General features: G+C 56.4%; 12 protein-coding genes, 1 tRNA gene and 1 pseudogene. All 14 read right to left on the bottom strand.

Annotation, left to right across the window (positions count from 1 at the left end; genetic code table 11):
* Positions 1 to 95, bottom strand: a 95-nt coding sequence (locus BR41_RS20965) for a GTP-binding protein (protein ID WP_005434227.1), incomplete at its 3' end; no start/stop codon positions are given.
* A 66-nt stretch (positions 96 to 161) separates the two neighbouring features.
* Complete coding sequence (fusA, locus tag BR41_RS20960) at positions 162 to 2,261, bottom strand: elongation factor G (RefSeq protein ID WP_035061165.1); 2,100 nt, start codon at positions 2,259 to 2,261, stop codon at positions 162 to 164.
* A 27-nt stretch (positions 2,262 to 2,288) separates the two neighbouring features.
* Positions 2,289 to 2,759 (bottom strand): 30S ribosomal protein S7, encoded by a 471-nt coding sequence (gene rpsG, locus BR41_RS20955; protein WP_035061163.1) that lies wholly within the window; start codon positions 2,757 to 2,759, stop codon positions 2,289 to 2,291.
* 135 nt (positions 2,760 to 2,894) lie between these two features.
* Complete coding sequence (gene rpsL / locus BR41_RS20950; RefSeq protein ID WP_035061161.1) at positions 2,895 to 3,266, bottom strand: 30S ribosomal protein S12; 372 nt, start codon at positions 3,264 to 3,266, stop codon at positions 2,895 to 2,897.
* Between the two features lie 286 nt (positions 3,267 to 3,552).
* Positions 3,553 to 7,663 (bottom strand): annotated as a pseudogene (gene rpoC / locus BR41_RS20945) (DNA-directed RNA polymerase subunit beta'); the annotation flags it as partial.
* A gap of 82 nt (positions 7,664 to 7,745) precedes the next feature.
* Entirely contained in the window at positions 7,746 to 11,918 is a 4,173-nt protein-coding gene (gene rpoB, locus BR41_RS20940; RefSeq protein ID WP_035061157.1) for a DNA-directed RNA polymerase subunit beta, read from the bottom strand.
* Between the two features lie 192 nt (positions 11,919 to 12,110).
* The gene (gene rplL / locus BR41_RS20935; RefSeq protein ID WP_035061155.1) at positions 12,111 to 12,482 is read right to left on the bottom strand and encodes a 50S ribosomal protein L7/L12; all 372 of its coding nucleotides are present in this window, start codon (positions 12,480 to 12,482) and stop codon (positions 12,111 to 12,113) included.
* 54 nt (positions 12,483 to 12,536) lie between these two features.
* The gene (gene rplJ, locus BR41_RS20930; protein ID WP_035061153.1) at positions 12,537 to 13,034 is read right to left on the bottom strand and encodes a 50S ribosomal protein L10; all 498 of its coding nucleotides are present in this window, start codon (positions 13,032 to 13,034) and stop codon (positions 12,537 to 12,539) included.
* A 262-nt stretch (positions 13,035 to 13,296) separates the two neighbouring features.
* Complete coding sequence (gene rplA, locus BR41_RS20925) at positions 13,297 to 13,992, bottom strand: 50S ribosomal protein L1 (RefSeq protein ID WP_035061150.1); 696 nt, start codon at positions 13,990 to 13,992, stop codon at positions 13,297 to 13,299.
* Positions 13,993 to 14,424, bottom strand: coding sequence for a 50S ribosomal protein L11 (gene rplK / locus BR41_RS20920; protein WP_035061148.1), 432 nt, complete (start codon positions 14,422 to 14,424; stop codon positions 13,993 to 13,995).
* A gap of 83 nt (positions 14,425 to 14,507) precedes the next feature.
* Positions 14,508 to 15,041 (bottom strand): transcription termination/antitermination protein NusG, encoded by a 534-nt coding sequence (gene nusG / locus BR41_RS20915; RefSeq protein WP_035061147.1) that lies wholly within the window; start codon positions 15,039 to 15,041, stop codon positions 14,508 to 14,510.
* Between the two features lie 17 nt (positions 15,042 to 15,058).
* Positions 15,059 to 15,415 carry a preprotein translocase subunit SecE gene (secE, locus tag BR41_RS20910; RefSeq protein ID WP_035061146.1) on the bottom strand — a complete coding sequence of 119 codons (357 nt, stop codon included), beginning with the start codon at positions 15,413 to 15,415 and terminating at the stop codon, positions 15,059 to 15,061.
* 63 nt (positions 15,416 to 15,478) lie between these two features.
* Positions 15,479 to 15,554: transfer RNA gene (locus BR41_RS20905), tRNA-Trp, on the bottom strand.
* 46 nt (positions 15,555 to 15,600) lie between these two features.
* The coding region (locus tag BR41_RS23850; RefSeq protein ID WP_081413055.1) for an EF-Tu C-terminal domain-related protein at positions 15,601 to 15,695 on the bottom strand (95 nt) is incomplete at its 5' end.

The raw sequence follows: 15,695 nt of genomic DNA, 5'->3' as shown, positions 1-15,695 counted from the left end.
ATCGCTGCGGTCAGCGTGGTCTTGCCGTGGTCAACGTGACCAATCGTGCCCACGTTCACGTGCGGCTTCGTACGTTCAAACTTACCCTTAGCCATGGCTAAATTCCTTCAAGTTCAAAATTGATCTGGGATGGCCCGGCGACAAGCACCGGACCTTCTGCATTACTTCTTATTGCTGACGATGGCTTCGGCAACGTGCTTCGGCGCTTCCGAGTAGTGCTTGAACTCCATGGAGTACGTGGCACGACCCTGCGACATCGAACGCAAGGTGGTCGAATAGCCAAACATTTCCGACAGCGGCACTTCGGCCTTGACCATCTTGCCACCCGCCGGATTGTCGTCCATGCCTTGCAGAATACCGCGACGGGACGAGATGTCACCCATGATGTCGCCCATGTACTCTTCCGGCGTTTCGATTTCGACGGCCATCATCGGCTCAAGGATGACTGCACCAGCGCGGCGCATCGCTTCCTTGAAGGCAATGGAACCAGCCAGTTCGAACGCGATCTGCGAGGAGTCGACGTCGTGGTAGGAACCAAAGGTCAGACGCACCTTCACATCCACCACCGGGAAACCCGCAACCACACCAGCCTTCAGCGTGTTCTGGATACCCTTGTCAACCGACGGGATGAATTCGCGCGGAATCACACCACCCTTGATCTCGTCGGAAAAGGAGTAACCGTTGCCTTCACCCGCCGGCTCGACGGTAATGACGCAATGGCCATACTGGCCCTTACCGCCCGATTGCTTGGCGTGCTTGCCCTCGACATCTTCTGCAACACGGGTGATGGTTTCGCGGTAAGCCACTTGCGGCGCGCCGACGTTAGCTTCAACGCCGAATTCACGCTTCATGCGGTCAACCAGAATTTCCAGATGAAGCTCACCCATGCCCGACATGATGGTCTGGCCGGTTTCTTCGTTGGTACGCACGCGGAACGACGGATCTTCCTTGGCCAGACGATTCAGGGCAACACCCATCTTTTCCTGGTCGGCCTTGGTCTTCGGTTCGACGGCAACGTGAATCACCGGCTCCGGGAACACCATGCGCTCAAGAATGATCGGGTGATCCGGCGCACACAAGGTTTCGCCCGTGGTCACGTCCTTCAGACCGATACCAGCGGCGATGTCACCAGCGCGCACTTCATCGATTTCCTGACGGTCATTGGCGTGCATCTGGACGATACGGCCGATACGCTCTTTCTTGCCCTTGACCGAGTTCAAGACGGTATCACCCGAATTGACCACACCCGAGTAGACACGGAAGAAGGTCAACTGACCAACATACGGGTCACTCATCAGCTTGAACGCCAACGCCGAGAACGGTGCCGTATCAGAAGCTTCGCGCGTCTCCTCTTCTTCCTTCTCGTTCGTACCCTTCACCGCTTCAACCTCAAGCGGAGATGGCAGGAAGTCGATCACGGCGTCGAGCATGCGCTGCACGCCCTTGTTCTTGAACGCGGAGCCACACAGCATCGGCTGGATTTCGCCAGCCAGGGTGCGAGCGCGCAGGCCTGCCATGATTTCAGCTTCCGACAAATCACCTTCTTCAAGGTATTTGTTCATCAGCTCTTCGGACGATTCGGCAGCCGACTCGACCATCTTTTCGCGCCATTCATTAGCTACGTCAACGAGGTCGGCCGGGATTTCGCCATATTCGAACTTCATGCCTTGGGATGCTTCATCCCAAATGATCGCCTTCATCTTGAACAGATCGACGACGCCCGTGAAATTCTCTTCCGCACCGATCGGCACAACGACCGGCACCGGATTTGCCTTCAGGCGTACCTTCATCTGCTCGACCACACGGAAGAAGTTGGCACCTTGACGGTCCATCTTGTTCACGAAGGCCAGGCGCGGCACCTTGTACTTATTGGCTTGGCGCCAAACGGTTTCCGACTGCGGCTGAACGCCACCGACCGCACAATAAACCATGCAAGCACCGTCGAGCACACGCATCGAGCGTTCAACTTCAATCGTGAAGTCAACGTGACCCGGGGTGTCGATAATGTTGATCCGATGCTCAGGATACTGGTGCGCCATACCTTTCCAGAAGGTGGTAGTAGCAGCAGAAGTAATCGTGATGCCACGCTCCTGCTCCTGCTCCATCCAGTCCATGGTGGCGGCGCCATCGTGCACTTCACCGATCTTGTGGTTTACACCGGTGTAGAACAGAACACGTTCAGTCGTGGTGGTCTTGCCTGCGTCAATGTGAGCGGAAATACCGATATTGCGGTACAGCTCAATGGGGGTCTTGCGAGCCACGATTTTTTCCTCGAAGGATTGCCCGCTTTAGAAGCGGAAGTGAGCGAACGCCTTGTTCGCTTCGGCCATGCGATGAACTTCGTCGCGCTTCTTCATCGCGCCGCCGCGGCCTTCGGCCGCATCCAGCAGTTCACCCGCCAGACGCAGATCCATGGATTTCTCACCACGTTTACGGGCCGCATCACGCAACCAACGCATCGCCAATGCCAGACGACGGCTGGGACGGACTTCGACCGGAACTTGGTAGTTGGCACCACCGACACGACGGCTCTTCACTTCGACCATCGGCTTGGCGTTACCAATCGCAGTGGAGAAGACTTCAAGCGGCGACTTGCCGGTTTTCTTCTCGATCTGGGCCAGCGCACCGTAAACAATGCGCTCAGCAACGGCTTTCTTGCCGTCGATCATCACCACGTTCATGAACTTGCTCAGTTCTTCAGAACCGAACTTTGGATCCGGAAGCACATCGCGCTTCGGTACTTCTCTACGTCTTGGCATAATTCTCTATTCCTAATGTGACATTCAGTCGGAGCCGGCCTTTCGATTCAGGCTCGCTCCACAGCCGCCCAGCGGGACGACCACTTACTCGACGGCAGGCAAAACCCCGTATCCGCCGACCACGGCAAAGCCGTCTTACTTCGGACGCTTTGCGCCGTACTTGGAACGCGACTGCTTACGGTCTTTCACGCCGGCAGTATCAAGCGAACCACGCACAGTGTGGTAACGCACACCTGGCAAGTCCTTCACCCGGCCGCCACGAATCAGGACGACACTGTGTTCTTGCAGGTTGTGGCCTTCACCACCGATATACGAAATGACTTCGAAGCCATTGGTCAAACGCACTTTGCAGACTTTACGCAATGCAGAGTTCGGCTTCTTAGGCGTTGTGGTGTACACGCGAGTGCACACACCACGCTTTTGAGGGCAGGCTTCGAGCGCTGGAACCTTGCTCTTCACCACTTCCTTCACGCGGCCCTTGCGGACCAGCTGGTTGATAGTTGGCATTGTTGACTTCCTTAGTTTGAAAACCCCCTGCGGGGCCCTGCTTTTCGCTCGCAGCGACAAGCGCTATGAGCCAAATAAGCTAGCGACGCACGAGACTGAACCCGAGCGTCGCCAGAAAAGACTGCGATTCTAAAAAAATCAAGCCCTTGCCGTCAAGTCTCCCCGACGACAAGAGCCAGATTCAACATCCCCGACGCGTGGTCAGGGATACTTTTTTACTCGCCGACGTCGGCAGCTACCGCTTCTTCAACCAGGGAATCACTACCCTGCTCGAGACCTTGCGACTGACGCTTGCGATTGCGGTGGTAAGCCAGACCAGTACCGGCCGGGATCAAACGACCAACGATGACGTTTTCCTTCAGGCCACGCAGATCATCGACCTTGCCCATGATGGCGGCTTCGGTCAGAACGCGCGTGGTTTCCTGGAACGAGGCCGCCGAAATGAACGAATCGGTAGACAACGATGCCTTGGTAATACCCAACAGCACGTTATCGTGGCTTGCCGGCTGCTTGCCTTCTGCCAACAACTTGTCGTTAGCGATCAGGAACTCGGCGCGCTCAACCTGCTCACCCTGGATGAAGTCAGAGTGGCCGGAATCGGAAATCACCACACGGCGCAGCATCTGACGCACGATCACTTCGATGTGCTTGTCGTTGATCTTCACACCCTGCAGACGGTAAACCTCCTGCACTTCCTGGACGATGTAACGCGCCAGCGCTTCGATACCCTGCAGACGCAGGATGTCGTGCGGATCAATCGGACCATCAACAATCACTTCACCGCGGTTCAGCACTTGACCGTCATGGACAAGCACGTGCTTTTCCTTCGGAATCAGGTACTCGTGTGCCAAGCCTTCCAGATCGGTAATGATCAGACGTTGCTTGCCCTTCGTATCCTTACCAAACGACACGGTACCGGTCACTTCGGCCAACATACCGGCATCCTTCGGCGAACGGGCTTCAAACAGCTCAGCCACGCGCGGCAGACCACCGGTAATGTCGCGGGTCTTGGCGGATTCTTGTGGAATACGCGCCAACACTTCGCCGGAACCGACCTGTTGACCGTCTTTCACGGTAATGATCGCACCCGGTTGGAAGCCGATGGTAACCGACGTATCGGTACCAGCCAGTTTCACTTCCTGACCTTGTTCGTCCAGCAATTTCACCAGCGGACGCACGTTCTTGGCACCAGCCTTGGTCTTCGGGTTGATCACGACGAGAGTTGACAGACCAGTCACGTCATCCACTTGCTTGACGACCGTCACGCCTTCTTCGACGTTCTCGAACCGTACCTGACCGGCATATTCGGTGATGATCGGACGGGTGTGTGGATCCCACGTAGCCAGCACGGCCCCGGCCTTGATGGCCTGACCATCCTTAACCAACAGCGTCGCACCATATTGCAGCTTGTGACGCTCACGCTCACGGCCTGCATCATCCAGCACCAGCACTTCGGCCGAGCGGGAAATGATGATCAGCTCGCCCTTGGTGTTGGTCACATAACGCATATTGCCGGCATAAGCGACCTTGCCGTTTGACTTCGATTCGATCTGACTGGCCGATGCAGCACGCGATGCAGCACCACCGATGTGGAAGGTACGCATGGTCAGCTGAGTACCTGGCTCACCGATCGACTGGGCGGCAATCACACCAACTGCTTCGCCAGTATTCACGATATGGCCACGACCCAAGTCGCGACCGTAGCACTTGGCGCACAAGCCATAGCGCGTTTCGCAAGTCAGCGGCGTACGGACCTTGACCTCATCGACGTTGGCTGCATCGATCTTGTCAACCAGATCCTCGGTCAACAATGTGCCCGATTCGATCACGGTTTCCTGAGTAGCCGGATCAACCACGTCACCGGACACCACGCGGCCGAGAATCCGGTCGCGCAAGGCTTCAATCACGTCACCGCCCTGCACGACCGCCTTCATGGTCACACCATTCTTGGTGTGGCAATCAGTTTCGGTCACGACCAGATCCTGCGTCACGTCGACGAGACGACGCGTCAGGTAACCGGAGTTCGCCGTCTTCAACGCGGTATCCGCCAGACCCTTACGTGCACCGTGGGTCGAGATGAAGTACTGCAGAACGGTCAGACCTTCGCGGAAGTTGGTGGTGATCGGCGTCTCGATAATCGAGCCGTCCGGCTTGGCCATCAGGCCCCGCATACCAGCCAGCTGGCGAATCTGGGCCGCGGAACCCCGCGCACCGGAGTCGGCCATCATGTAGATCGAGTTGAACGACTCTTGATCGACTTCCTTGCCTTCGCGATTGATGACCTTCTGCTTGCCGAGCTGCTCCATCATCGCCTTGGCAATCTGGTCACCGGCACGGCCCCAGATATCGACGACCTTGTTGTAGCGCTCACCTTGCGTCACCAGACCGGAGCTGTACTGCTGCTCGATTTCCTTGACTTCGGCATTGGCAGCGGCCAGCAGCTCGACCTTCTTGGCCGGAACCAGCATGTCGTCGACGCAGATCGAGATACCGCCACGGGTCGAGTAGCTGAAGCCGGTATACATCAGTTGGTCGGCGAAGACGACGGTGTCTTTCAGACCGCAGCGACGGAATGACGCATTGATCAGCTTGCCGATTTCTTTCTTCTTCAGCGATTTGTCGATGTGGCTGAAATCGAGGCCCTTCGGCAGGATTTCGGACAGGATCGCACGGCCGACGGTCGTATCACGACGCACCAGCTTGACTTGCCATTCGCCGTTTGCATCCTTTTCCCACTCTTTCAAGCGGACGGATACACGGGTTTGCAGCGTGACGGCCTTGTTTTCGTAGGCGCGGATCGCTTCCTTCACATCGGCGAACGACATGCCTTCGCCCTTGCCATTCACGGCTTCGCGCGTCATGTAGTACAGACCCAGCACGATATCCTGCGACGGCACAATGATCGGCTCGCCGTTGGCAGGCGACAGTACATTGTTGGAGGCCAGCATCAAAGTGCGAGCTTCCATCTGTGCTTCGAGCGACAGCGGAACGTGAACAGCCATTTGGTCACCGTCGAAGTCGGCGTTGAACGCCGCGCAGACGAGCGGATGCAATTGAATGGCCTTGCCTTCGATCAGGACCGGTTCGAACGCCTGGATACCAAGACGGTGCAGCGTAGGCGCACGGTTCAGCAGAACTGGATGCTCGCGGATCACGTCTTCCAGGATGTCCCACACCACTGCTTCCTGGCTCTCGACCATCTTCTTCGCAGCCTTAATGGTGGTCGCGAGGCCGAGGACTTCCAGCTTGTGGAAAATGAATGGTTTGAACAGCTCAAGCGCCATCAGCTTTGGCAAGCCGCATTGATGCAGACGCAGGTACGGACCCACGGTAATCACGGAACGGCCGGAGTAGTCGACGCGCTTACCCAGCAAGTTCTGACGGAAACGACCGCCCTTACCCTTGATCATGTCAGCCAGCGACTTGAGCGGACGCTTGTTCGCGCCAGTCATGGCCTTGCCGCGACGACCGTTGTCGAGCAACGAATCAACGGCTTCTTGCAGCATGCGCTTTTCGTTGCGCACGATGATTTCCGGCGCGCGCAGCTCAAGCAGACGCTTGAGACGGTTGTTCCGGTTAATCACGCGGCGATACAGATCGTTCAGGTCGGAAGTAGCGAAACGGCCACCATCCAGCGGCACCAGCGGGCGCAGTTCCGGCGGCAGCACCGGCAGCACATCCATGATCATCCATTCCGGCTTGATGCCAGACTTGGAGAAGGCTTCCAACACTTTCAGACGCTTGGCGATCTTCTTGATCTTGGTGTCGGACGAGGTCGACTCGAGCTCCGAACGCAGTGTGGAGATTTCACTCTCGACGTCAAGGTTCTTCAGCAGTTCGCGAACCGCTTCAGCGCCCATCAGCGCAACGAATTCGTCGCCATACTCTTCAACCTTGTTGAAGTAGTCTTCTTCGGTCAGCAGCTGGCCGCGGGTCAGCGGGGTCATGCCCGGCTCGACCACGATGAATGCTTCGAAGTACAGCACGCGTTCGATATCACGCAGGGCGATGTCGAGCACCATACCCAGACGGGACGGCAGCGACTTCAGGAACCAGATGTGGGCAACCGGCGAGGCCAGTTCGATGTGACCCATGCGCTCACGGCGCACCTTGGACAGTGTGACTTCAACGCCGCACTTCTCGCAGATCACGCCGCGATGCTTGAGACGTTTGTACTTGCCGCACAGGCACTCGTAATCTTTGATCGGACCAAAGATACGCGCGCAGAACAGGCCGTCGCGTTCCGGCTTGAAGGTACGATAGTTGATGGTTTCCGGCTTTTTGACTTCGCCGAACGACCAAGAGCGAATCTTCTCGGGCGATGCCAGCCCGATCTTGATCGCGTCGAATTCTTCGTCTTGCGTTACTTGCTTGAAGAGCTCGAGTAAGCCTTTCATAGTTCATTTTCTCCTGTGAGGAGTGAGGTAGCGGGGTACGCCGCCTTGCCTGGCCGGCCATACCCCTCACGCCTCACACAGATCAGTTGGTTTCCAGATCGATATCGATACCCAGCGAGCGGATTTCCTTCACCAGCACATTGAAGGATTCCGGCATGCCAGCGTCGATCCGGTGGTCGCCCTTGACGATGTTCTCGTAGACCTTGGTCCGGCCGTTCACATCATCCGACTTCACCGTCAGCATTTCTTGCAGCGTGTACGCAGCGCCATACGCTTCCAGTGCCCAGACTTCCATCTCACCGAAGCGCTGACCACCGAACTGCGCCTTACCACCTAGTGGCTGTTGCGTCACGAGCGAGTACGGGCCAGTCGAACGGGCATGCATCTTGTCATCGACCAAGTGATGCAGCTTCAGGTAGTGCATCACGCCGACGGTGACCTTGCGCTCGAACGGCTCACCGGTGCGGCCGTCGTATAGCTGCATCTGTGTCTTGCTGTCATTGAAGTCCAGCTGTTTGGTGCGGTCATCTTCATCCGGATAAGCGAGGTCCAGCATCGCGCGGATTTCGGATTCCTTGGCGCCATCGAACACCGGGCTGGCGAATGTCATACCGGTACGCAGACCTTGAGCGAGATTCAACACCTCGTCATCGGTCAGGCCCTTGATGTCTTCAGCCTTGCCGCTGGAGTTGTAGATCTTGTCCAGATACTTGCGCACTTCCTTGGTATTGCGCTGTTCGCGCAACATCGCGTCAATACGTTGACCAATACCCTTGGCCGCCCAACCGAGGTGGACTTCCAGAATCTGACCAATGTTCATCCGCGACGGAACGCCCAGCGGGTTCAGCACGATGTCGACCGGGGTGCCATCAGCCATGTATGGCAGATCTTCCACCGGCAGAATTTTCGAGACTACACCCTTGTTACCGTGGCGACCGGCCATCTTGTCGCCCGGTTGCAGGCGGCGCTTCACAGCCACGTAGACCTTGACCATCTTGATTACGCCCGGCGGGAGTTCATCGCCTTGGGTAAGCTTGCGCTTCTTGTCTTCAAAGCGCAGGTCAAACTCGGCCTTCATTTGAGCGATCAGGTCTTTCATCGCTTCGAGTTGGCGAGCGCCTTCGTCGTCGGACAAGCGGATGTCGAACCAGTCGTGCTTGGTCGGCAGACCAGCCAGGTATTCGTGAGTGATCACGGTACCCTTGGCCAGACGCATCGGACCGCCATTGGCTTTCTTGCCAACGATCTGACGCTCAACCCGTTCGAACAAGTCGTTTTCGACGATGCGCAGTTGGTCGTTCAAATCAGTGCGATAGCGACGCAGTTGATCATCGATGATGTGCTGAGCACGCTTATCGCGCTCAACGCCTTCACGGGTAAACACTTGCACGTCAATGACTGTGCCAGACATACCGGACGGCACGCGCAGGCTGGTGTCCTTCACGTCGGACGCCTTCTCACCGAAGATCGCGCGCAGCAGTTTCTCTTCCGGCGTCAGTTGGGTTTCACCCTTCGGGGTCACCTTGCCGCACAGCACATCGCCAGCCTCAACTTCAGCACCGATGTAAACCACACCCGATTCATCCAGACGACCAAGCATGCGCTCGGACAGATTGGAGATATCGCGAGTGATTTCTTCCGGCCCGAGCTTAGTGTCACGCGCCATCACGTTCAATTCTTCGATGTGGATCGAGGTGTAGCGATCATCCGCAATCACTTTTTCCGAGATCAGGATCGAATCCTCGAAGTTGTAGCCATTCCACGGCATGAAGGCGATGGTCATGTTCTGACCCAACGCCATTTCGCCCAGATCGGTAGAAGCACCATCGGCGATTACATCGCCCTTGGACACTTTGTCGCCGCGCTTCACCACCGGCTTCTGGTTGGTGTTGGTGTTCTGGTTGGAGCGGGTGAACTTGGTGAGGTTGTAGATATCCACACCGGTTTCGCCAGCGACAGCTTCATCATCGTTTACGCGAATCACGATCCGGTTGGCATCGACGTAATCGACCGAGCCGCCACGCAGTGCAGCAACCGCGGTACCCGAGTCGATCGCACAAGTGCGTTCAATGCCGGTGCCGACATAAGGTGCGGTCGCGCGCAAGCAAGGCACAGCCTGACGTTGCATGTTGGCACCCATCAAGGCGCGGTTTGCATCGTCGTGCTCGAGGAACGGAATCAGCGACGCAGCAACGGACACGATCTGGCTTGGCGCCACGTCCATGTACTGAACACGATCCGGCGTTGCAACGATGGTTTCACCGGCTTCACGGCAGGTCACCAGCTCATCGATCAGGTTGCCTTCATCGCTGATTTCAGCGTTGGCCTGGGCGATCACATACTTGCCTTCTTCAATTGCGGACAAGTACTCGATCTGGTCGGTGACCTTGCTGTCGATCACTTTGCGATACGGCGTTTCGAGGAAGCCGTATTCGTTGGTGCGCGCATAGCAGGACAGCGAGTTGATCAGACCGATGTTCGGGCCTTCCGGCGTTTCAATCGGGCAAACACGACCGTAGTGGGTCGGATGCACGTCGCGGACTTCAAAGCCAGCGCGTTCACGCGTCAGACCACCCGGGCCAAGGGCCGAAACACGGCGCTTGTGAGTAATCTCGGACAACGGGTTGGTCTGATCCATAAACTGCGACAACTGGGACGAACCGAAGAACTCTTTGATCGCTGCCGAGACAGGCTTGGCATTGATCAGGTCATGCGGCATCAGATTGTCGGATTCAGCTTGCGACAGGCGCTCCTTGACGGCGCGCTCAACACGAACGAGGCCAGCACGGAACTGGTTTTCAGCCAATTCGCCAACCGAACGCACGCGACGGTTACCCAAGTGATCGATGTCATCGACATCGCCGCGGCCATTACGCAGCTCAACCAGGATGCTGATGACGGCGAGGATATCGTCCACCGCCAGCACGCCCTTGCCTTCCACGCCATGCGGGCCGGCTTTTTCATAGAACTTGCGAATCCAGCCCGGTGCTTTCTCATCCAGACGATCCGGATAGGCGCGACGGTTGAACTTCATACGGCCAACGGCCGACAGGTCATAGCGGTCTTCAGAGAAGAACAAGCCGTTGAACAAAGCTTCAACCGAGTCTTCGGTCGGGGGCTCGCCCGGACGCATCATGCGGTAGATGGCAACCCGAGCAGCATATTGGTCAGCGACATCATCGTTGCGCAGCGAGTTAGCGATGTACGCGCCTTGATCAAGGTCATTGACGTACAACACCTTGACTTCGGTCACGCCGGCATCTTCGAGTTTGTCGAACAGGTCTTCAGTCACTTCTTCGCTAGCACGCGCAATCAGCTCACCCGTTTCCGGATTCACGACGTTATGAGCAAGGACGCGGCCGAACATGAAGTCGGACGGAACCGGCAACTCTTTGATACCAGCAGCCTGGATATCACGAATCGTCTTGGCAGTGATGCGCTTGTCTTTCTGTGCCAGCACCTTGCCGTCTTCGGCAAGGATGTCGAACTTGGCAACATCACCCTTCAGGCGTTCCGGCACGAGCTCGAGGGACAGGCCCGCATCGCTGATGACGAAGCGATCGGTGTCATAAAACTGCTCAAGAATTTGTTCCGGATTGAAGCCAAGTGCCTTCAGCAAAATCGACACCGGCATCTTGCGACGACGGTCGATCCGGAAGAACAACAGATCCTTCGGATCGAACTCAAAGTCGAGCCAGGAACCGCGATAAGGAATGATACGTGCAGAGAACAGCAGCTTGCCGGAGCTATGGGTCTTGCCTTTGTCATGCTCAAAGAACACGCCTGGCGAGCGATGCAGCTGGGAAACGATCACGCGCTCGGTGCCGTTGATCACAAAGGAGCCGTTCCGGGTCATCAGCGGAATTTCGCCGAAGTAAACGTCTTGCTCCTTGACTTCCTTCACGGTCGGCTTGGCGGCTTCACGATCCATGATCACGAGGCGTACGCGTGAACGCAACGGCGCGGCAAACGTAATACCGCGCTGTTGACACTCGATCACATCAAAGGGGGGCTCACCCAAGGAATAGTGAACAAACTCAAGACGGGCATTGCCATTGTGCGACTCGATCGGGAAGATCGAGCTGAAAGCAGCTTGAAGACCGTTGGTTTTCCGCTCCGCAATCGACGTACCCAGTTGCAGGAACTCGTTATAGGAGTTGATCTGGGTAGCGAGGAGAAACGGGACTTCCAGAACGCTCGAGCGCTTCGCAAAACTCTTACGAATGCGTTTCTTCTCTGTGAACGAGTAATTCATACTCAAAAGCTCTCCATGGAGGGGCGCAAAAGACAAACCGCAAAATGCCGGTCCGGATGATCAAACCACGGACCGATACGGTTTCCGGTTTGTCGTCTGCTTAAAGGCAGGACGAAATCAACAAACGCAACATCAACAAACGCAAAAGGGCAGGCGGATTCCTCCGCCTGCCTATCCGCCACGCTAACGCGATTACTTCACGTCAGCGGTAGCGCCAGCTTCAACCAGCTTCTTCTGAACGGCTTCAGCATCAGCCTTGGAAACGCCTTCCTTAACTGCCTTCGGAGCGCCGTCAACCAGATCCTTGGCTTCTTTCAGGCCCAGGCCGGTCACTTCACGGACAACCTTAATCACGCCAACCTTGTTGGCGCCAGCGCCGGTCAGGATCACGTTGAATTCGGTTTGCTCTTCAACTGCAGCAGCGCCAGCGCCAGCCGGGCCAGCAACGGCAACAGCAGCAGCGGAAACGCCAAACTTCTCTTCGAATGCCTTAACCAGGTCGTTCAGTTCAAGAACGGTCAAGCCAGCAACGGCGTCGAGGATATCTTCTTTGGACAGAGCCATTTGGTATTACTCCTGAAAATCGGGATACAGATTCTAAGAATCGAGGAAATCGGATTAAGCAGCTTCGGCTTGCTTTTTCTCGGCCAGAGCGGCCAAGCCACGTGCGAAGCCCGAAACCGGTGCCTTCATCACGTACAGCAGCTTCGACAGCAGTTCTTCGCGGCTTGGGATGCTTGCCAGCGCGCCAACTTCAGCGGCATTCAGCACCTTGCCATCGTACGAACCGGCCTTGACGACAATCTTGTCGTCTTTCTTGGCAAAGTCGTTCAGCACCTTGGCTGCAGCAATCGGGTCTGCGGAAATGCCGTAAACCAGCGGGCCGACCATATGGTCAGCCAGACCGGCAAACGGCGTATCCTGCACAGCGCGACGTGCCAGCGTGTTCTTCAGAACGCGCAGGTATACGCCGGACTCACGCGCTTGCTTGCGCAATTGAGTCATGCTGCCGACCCCGATCCCGCGATACTCGGCGACGACGAGCGTTTGAGCCTTGGCAACTTCTACCGAGATCTCAGCTACGACGGCCTTTTTATCTTCGAGATTGAGACTCAAGGTCTACCTCCATTTGAGAGATGAATGACGCAATTTGCATCGCGCCACCAACAAACGGCGACCTTCCTTCAGGAGACTGCCGGTTTTAAAAACCAGCAGCAAAATCAGGATTGGGGCACACCGTCTGCGTAGGCCACCCGGGCAAGCCCGAATCATTAAGCACTGCAAGGAAAAATCCCTTTAGCGCACCTACGGTCTTTGACAACCCCGCCACCATTTTTTCAACGGCAACGGGCCCAAAGTTCTTTACTGCGCAACTGCCTTATTGCGAAACAGTGGCAGTATCAACGCGAACACCAACGCCCATGGTGCTGGACACGGCGATCTTCTTGAAATACACACCCTTGCTGGAAGCCGGCTTGGCTTTTTGCAGCGCTTCAAGCAGCGCAACCAAGTTGGTCTTCAGATCAGCGGCCTCGAACGAAGCGCGACCAATGGTGGCATGAACGATACCGGCCTTGTCGGTACGGTATTGCACTTGACCTGCCTTGGCATTCTTGACGGCTTCTGCCACGTTCGGGGTTACAGTGCCAACCTTCGGGTTCGGCATCAGACCACGCGGACCGAGGATTTGACCAAGCTGACCGACGATGCGCATGGCATCCGGCGAAGCGATCACGACGTCGAAGTCGAGATTGCCAGCCTTGATCTGTTCAGCCAGATCTTCGAAACCAACCACTTCTGCACCAGCAGCCTTAGCAGCTTCAGCATTTGCGCCCTGTGCAAATACGGCAACACGAACGGACTTACCGGTACCCTTGGGCAGCACGACCGAACCACGAACAACCTGATCCGATTTACGCGCATCAACCCCAAGGTTGAACGATACATCGATCGACTCGTTGAACTTGGCAGTAGCAGCACCCTTGACCAGCGCAATCGCTTCGTCAACGGCATACAGCTTGTTGCGATCAACCGACGCCTTCAGAGCGGCGAGACGCTTGGAAATCTTAGCCATTTACACGCCCTCCACTTCAAGACCCATCGAACGCGCGGAGCCGGCGATGATACGCACAGCAGCGTCGAGGTCAGCAGCAGTCAGATCGGCTTGCTTGGTCTTTACGATTTCTTCGAGTTGTGCACGAGTCACTTTACCAACCTTGTCGGTATGCGGCTTCGGCGAGCCCTTCTGGATACCAGCAGCCTTCTTCAACAGAATCGTTGCGGGCGGGCTCTTCATCACGAAGGTGAAGGATTTATCTGCAAACGCAGTAATCACAACCGGAATCGGCAAACCCGGCTCGATGCCTTGGGTCTGGGCATTGAACGCCTTGCAGAATTCCATAATATTCAGACCGCGCTGACCAAGCGCCGGGCCGATAGGCGGCGACGGATTGGCTTTACCAGCGGGCACTTGCAGCTTGATATAGCCGACAATTTTCTTTGCCACGATTTAGCTCCTGAAAACGGGTCAAACGCGAAGCTGACACTTCGCTCCCCAAAACACCGGCGAACCGGCGTACCGCACCCAGATCAGGCCTTCTCGACCTGGGCAAAATCAACATCAACTGGCGTGGCACGACCAAAGATCAACACCGAAACCTTGAGGCGACTCTTGTCGTAATCAACGTCTTCCACCGTTGCCGAGAAATCGGCAAACGGACCGTCAGTTACACGCAAGGTTTCACCCACCTCAAACAGAATCTTCGGACGCGGCTTTTCCACCCCTTCCTGAATCTGCTTGAGCACTGCATCCATTTCACGCTGCGGCACCGGGGTCGGGCGATTACCTACACCACCAACAAAGCCAGTCACCTTCGGCGTCGACTTGACTAAGTGCCATGTCTCGTCAGTCATATCCATTTCAACGTAGACATAACCAGGAAACAGCTTGCGCTCGGTCAGCGCCTTGCGACCACCCTTGACTTCCATCACTTCTTCAACCGGAACCAGAATCTGGCCGAACATGTGCTGCACACTTTCACGCTCGATACGTTCTTTAAGCGCCTTCAGCACGCTCTTCTCGAAACCGGAATAAGCGTGCACGACATACCAACGCATCCCCATGTCTTTCCTCCCGCCCCTTACTTGCCACGACCCAGAATCAGATCGTAAAACACCCAGGCAAGCCCGGAATCAATCGCCCACATGAAGAGCGCCAAGACGCCAACAAACAGGAACACTACGCCGGTAACCTGCCAAGTCTCCTTACGACTCGGCCAGACCACCTTTTGCGCCTCCTTGATGGAGTCGCGCGCATAATCTACAAAGTCACGCCCGGGTTGCGAAACCCACATCATGCCGGCAGCAAGCAGCAAGCCAAGCACCACAGACAACGACCGTAACGCACCCTGATCAACGGGCAAGGCATAAAAACCAGCCACACCCAGACCTACCAGCAGCACAGCGACCGCGACTTTAATTTTGTCGATGCTTTCCATGAGCCCTTCAGGACCAAATGAAACAAAGCCGTTCCCTCTGGAAACGGCCCTGTATATAAACCGTGGCAGGCGAGGAGGGTCTCGAACCCCCAACCCCCGGTTTTGGAGACCGGTGCTCTGCCAATTGAGCTACTCGCCTACGGGGAAACGCGACACTATAGCAGTGCCGCGCTTACATGTAAATCTTACTCGATGATCTTAGCCACGACACCCGCGCCGACGGTACGACCGCCTTCACGAATCGCGAAACGCAGACCTTGCTCCATCGCGATCGGAGCAA

The organism is Andreprevotia chitinilytica DSM 18519, from assembly GCF_000711875.1.
Taxonomy (GTDB): domain Bacteria; phylum Pseudomonadota; class Gammaproteobacteria; order Burkholderiales; family Chitinibacteraceae; genus Andreprevotia; species Andreprevotia chitinilytica.
Note: the sequence above shows the minus strand (reverse complement) of the source record. Positions and strands in the feature narration are given on the sequence as shown.

What these genes read in the sequence shown, in the direction of transcription:
- rplA (WP_035061150.1), bottom strand. Translation starts at nt 13,992, where the DNA reads ATGGCTAAGATTTCCAAGCGTCTCGCCGCTCTGAAGGCGTCGGTTGAT.
- rpsG (WP_035061163.1), bottom strand. Translation starts at nt 2,759, where the DNA reads ATGCCAAGACGTAGAGAAGTACCGAAGCGCGATGTGCTTCCGGATCCA.
- rpoB (WP_035061157.1), bottom strand. Translation starts at nt 11,918, where the DNA reads ATGAATTACTCGTTCACAGAGAAGAAACGCATTCGTAAGAGTTTTGCG.
- rplL (WP_035061155.1), bottom strand. Translation starts at nt 12,482, where the DNA reads ATGGCTCTGTCCAAAGAAGATATCCTCGACGCCGTTGCTGGCTTGACC.
- secE (WP_035061146.1), bottom strand. Translation starts at nt 15,415, where the DNA reads ATGGAAAGCATCGACAAAATTAAAGTCGCGGTCGCTGTGCTGCTGGTA.
- nusG (WP_035061147.1), bottom strand. Translation starts at nt 15,041, where the DNA reads ATGGGGATGCGTTGGTATGTCGTGCACGCTTATTCCGGTTTCGAGAAG.
- rpsL (WP_035061161.1), bottom strand. Translation starts at nt 3,266, where the DNA reads ATGCCAACTATCAACCAGCTGGTCCGCAAGGGCCGCGTGAAGGAAGTG.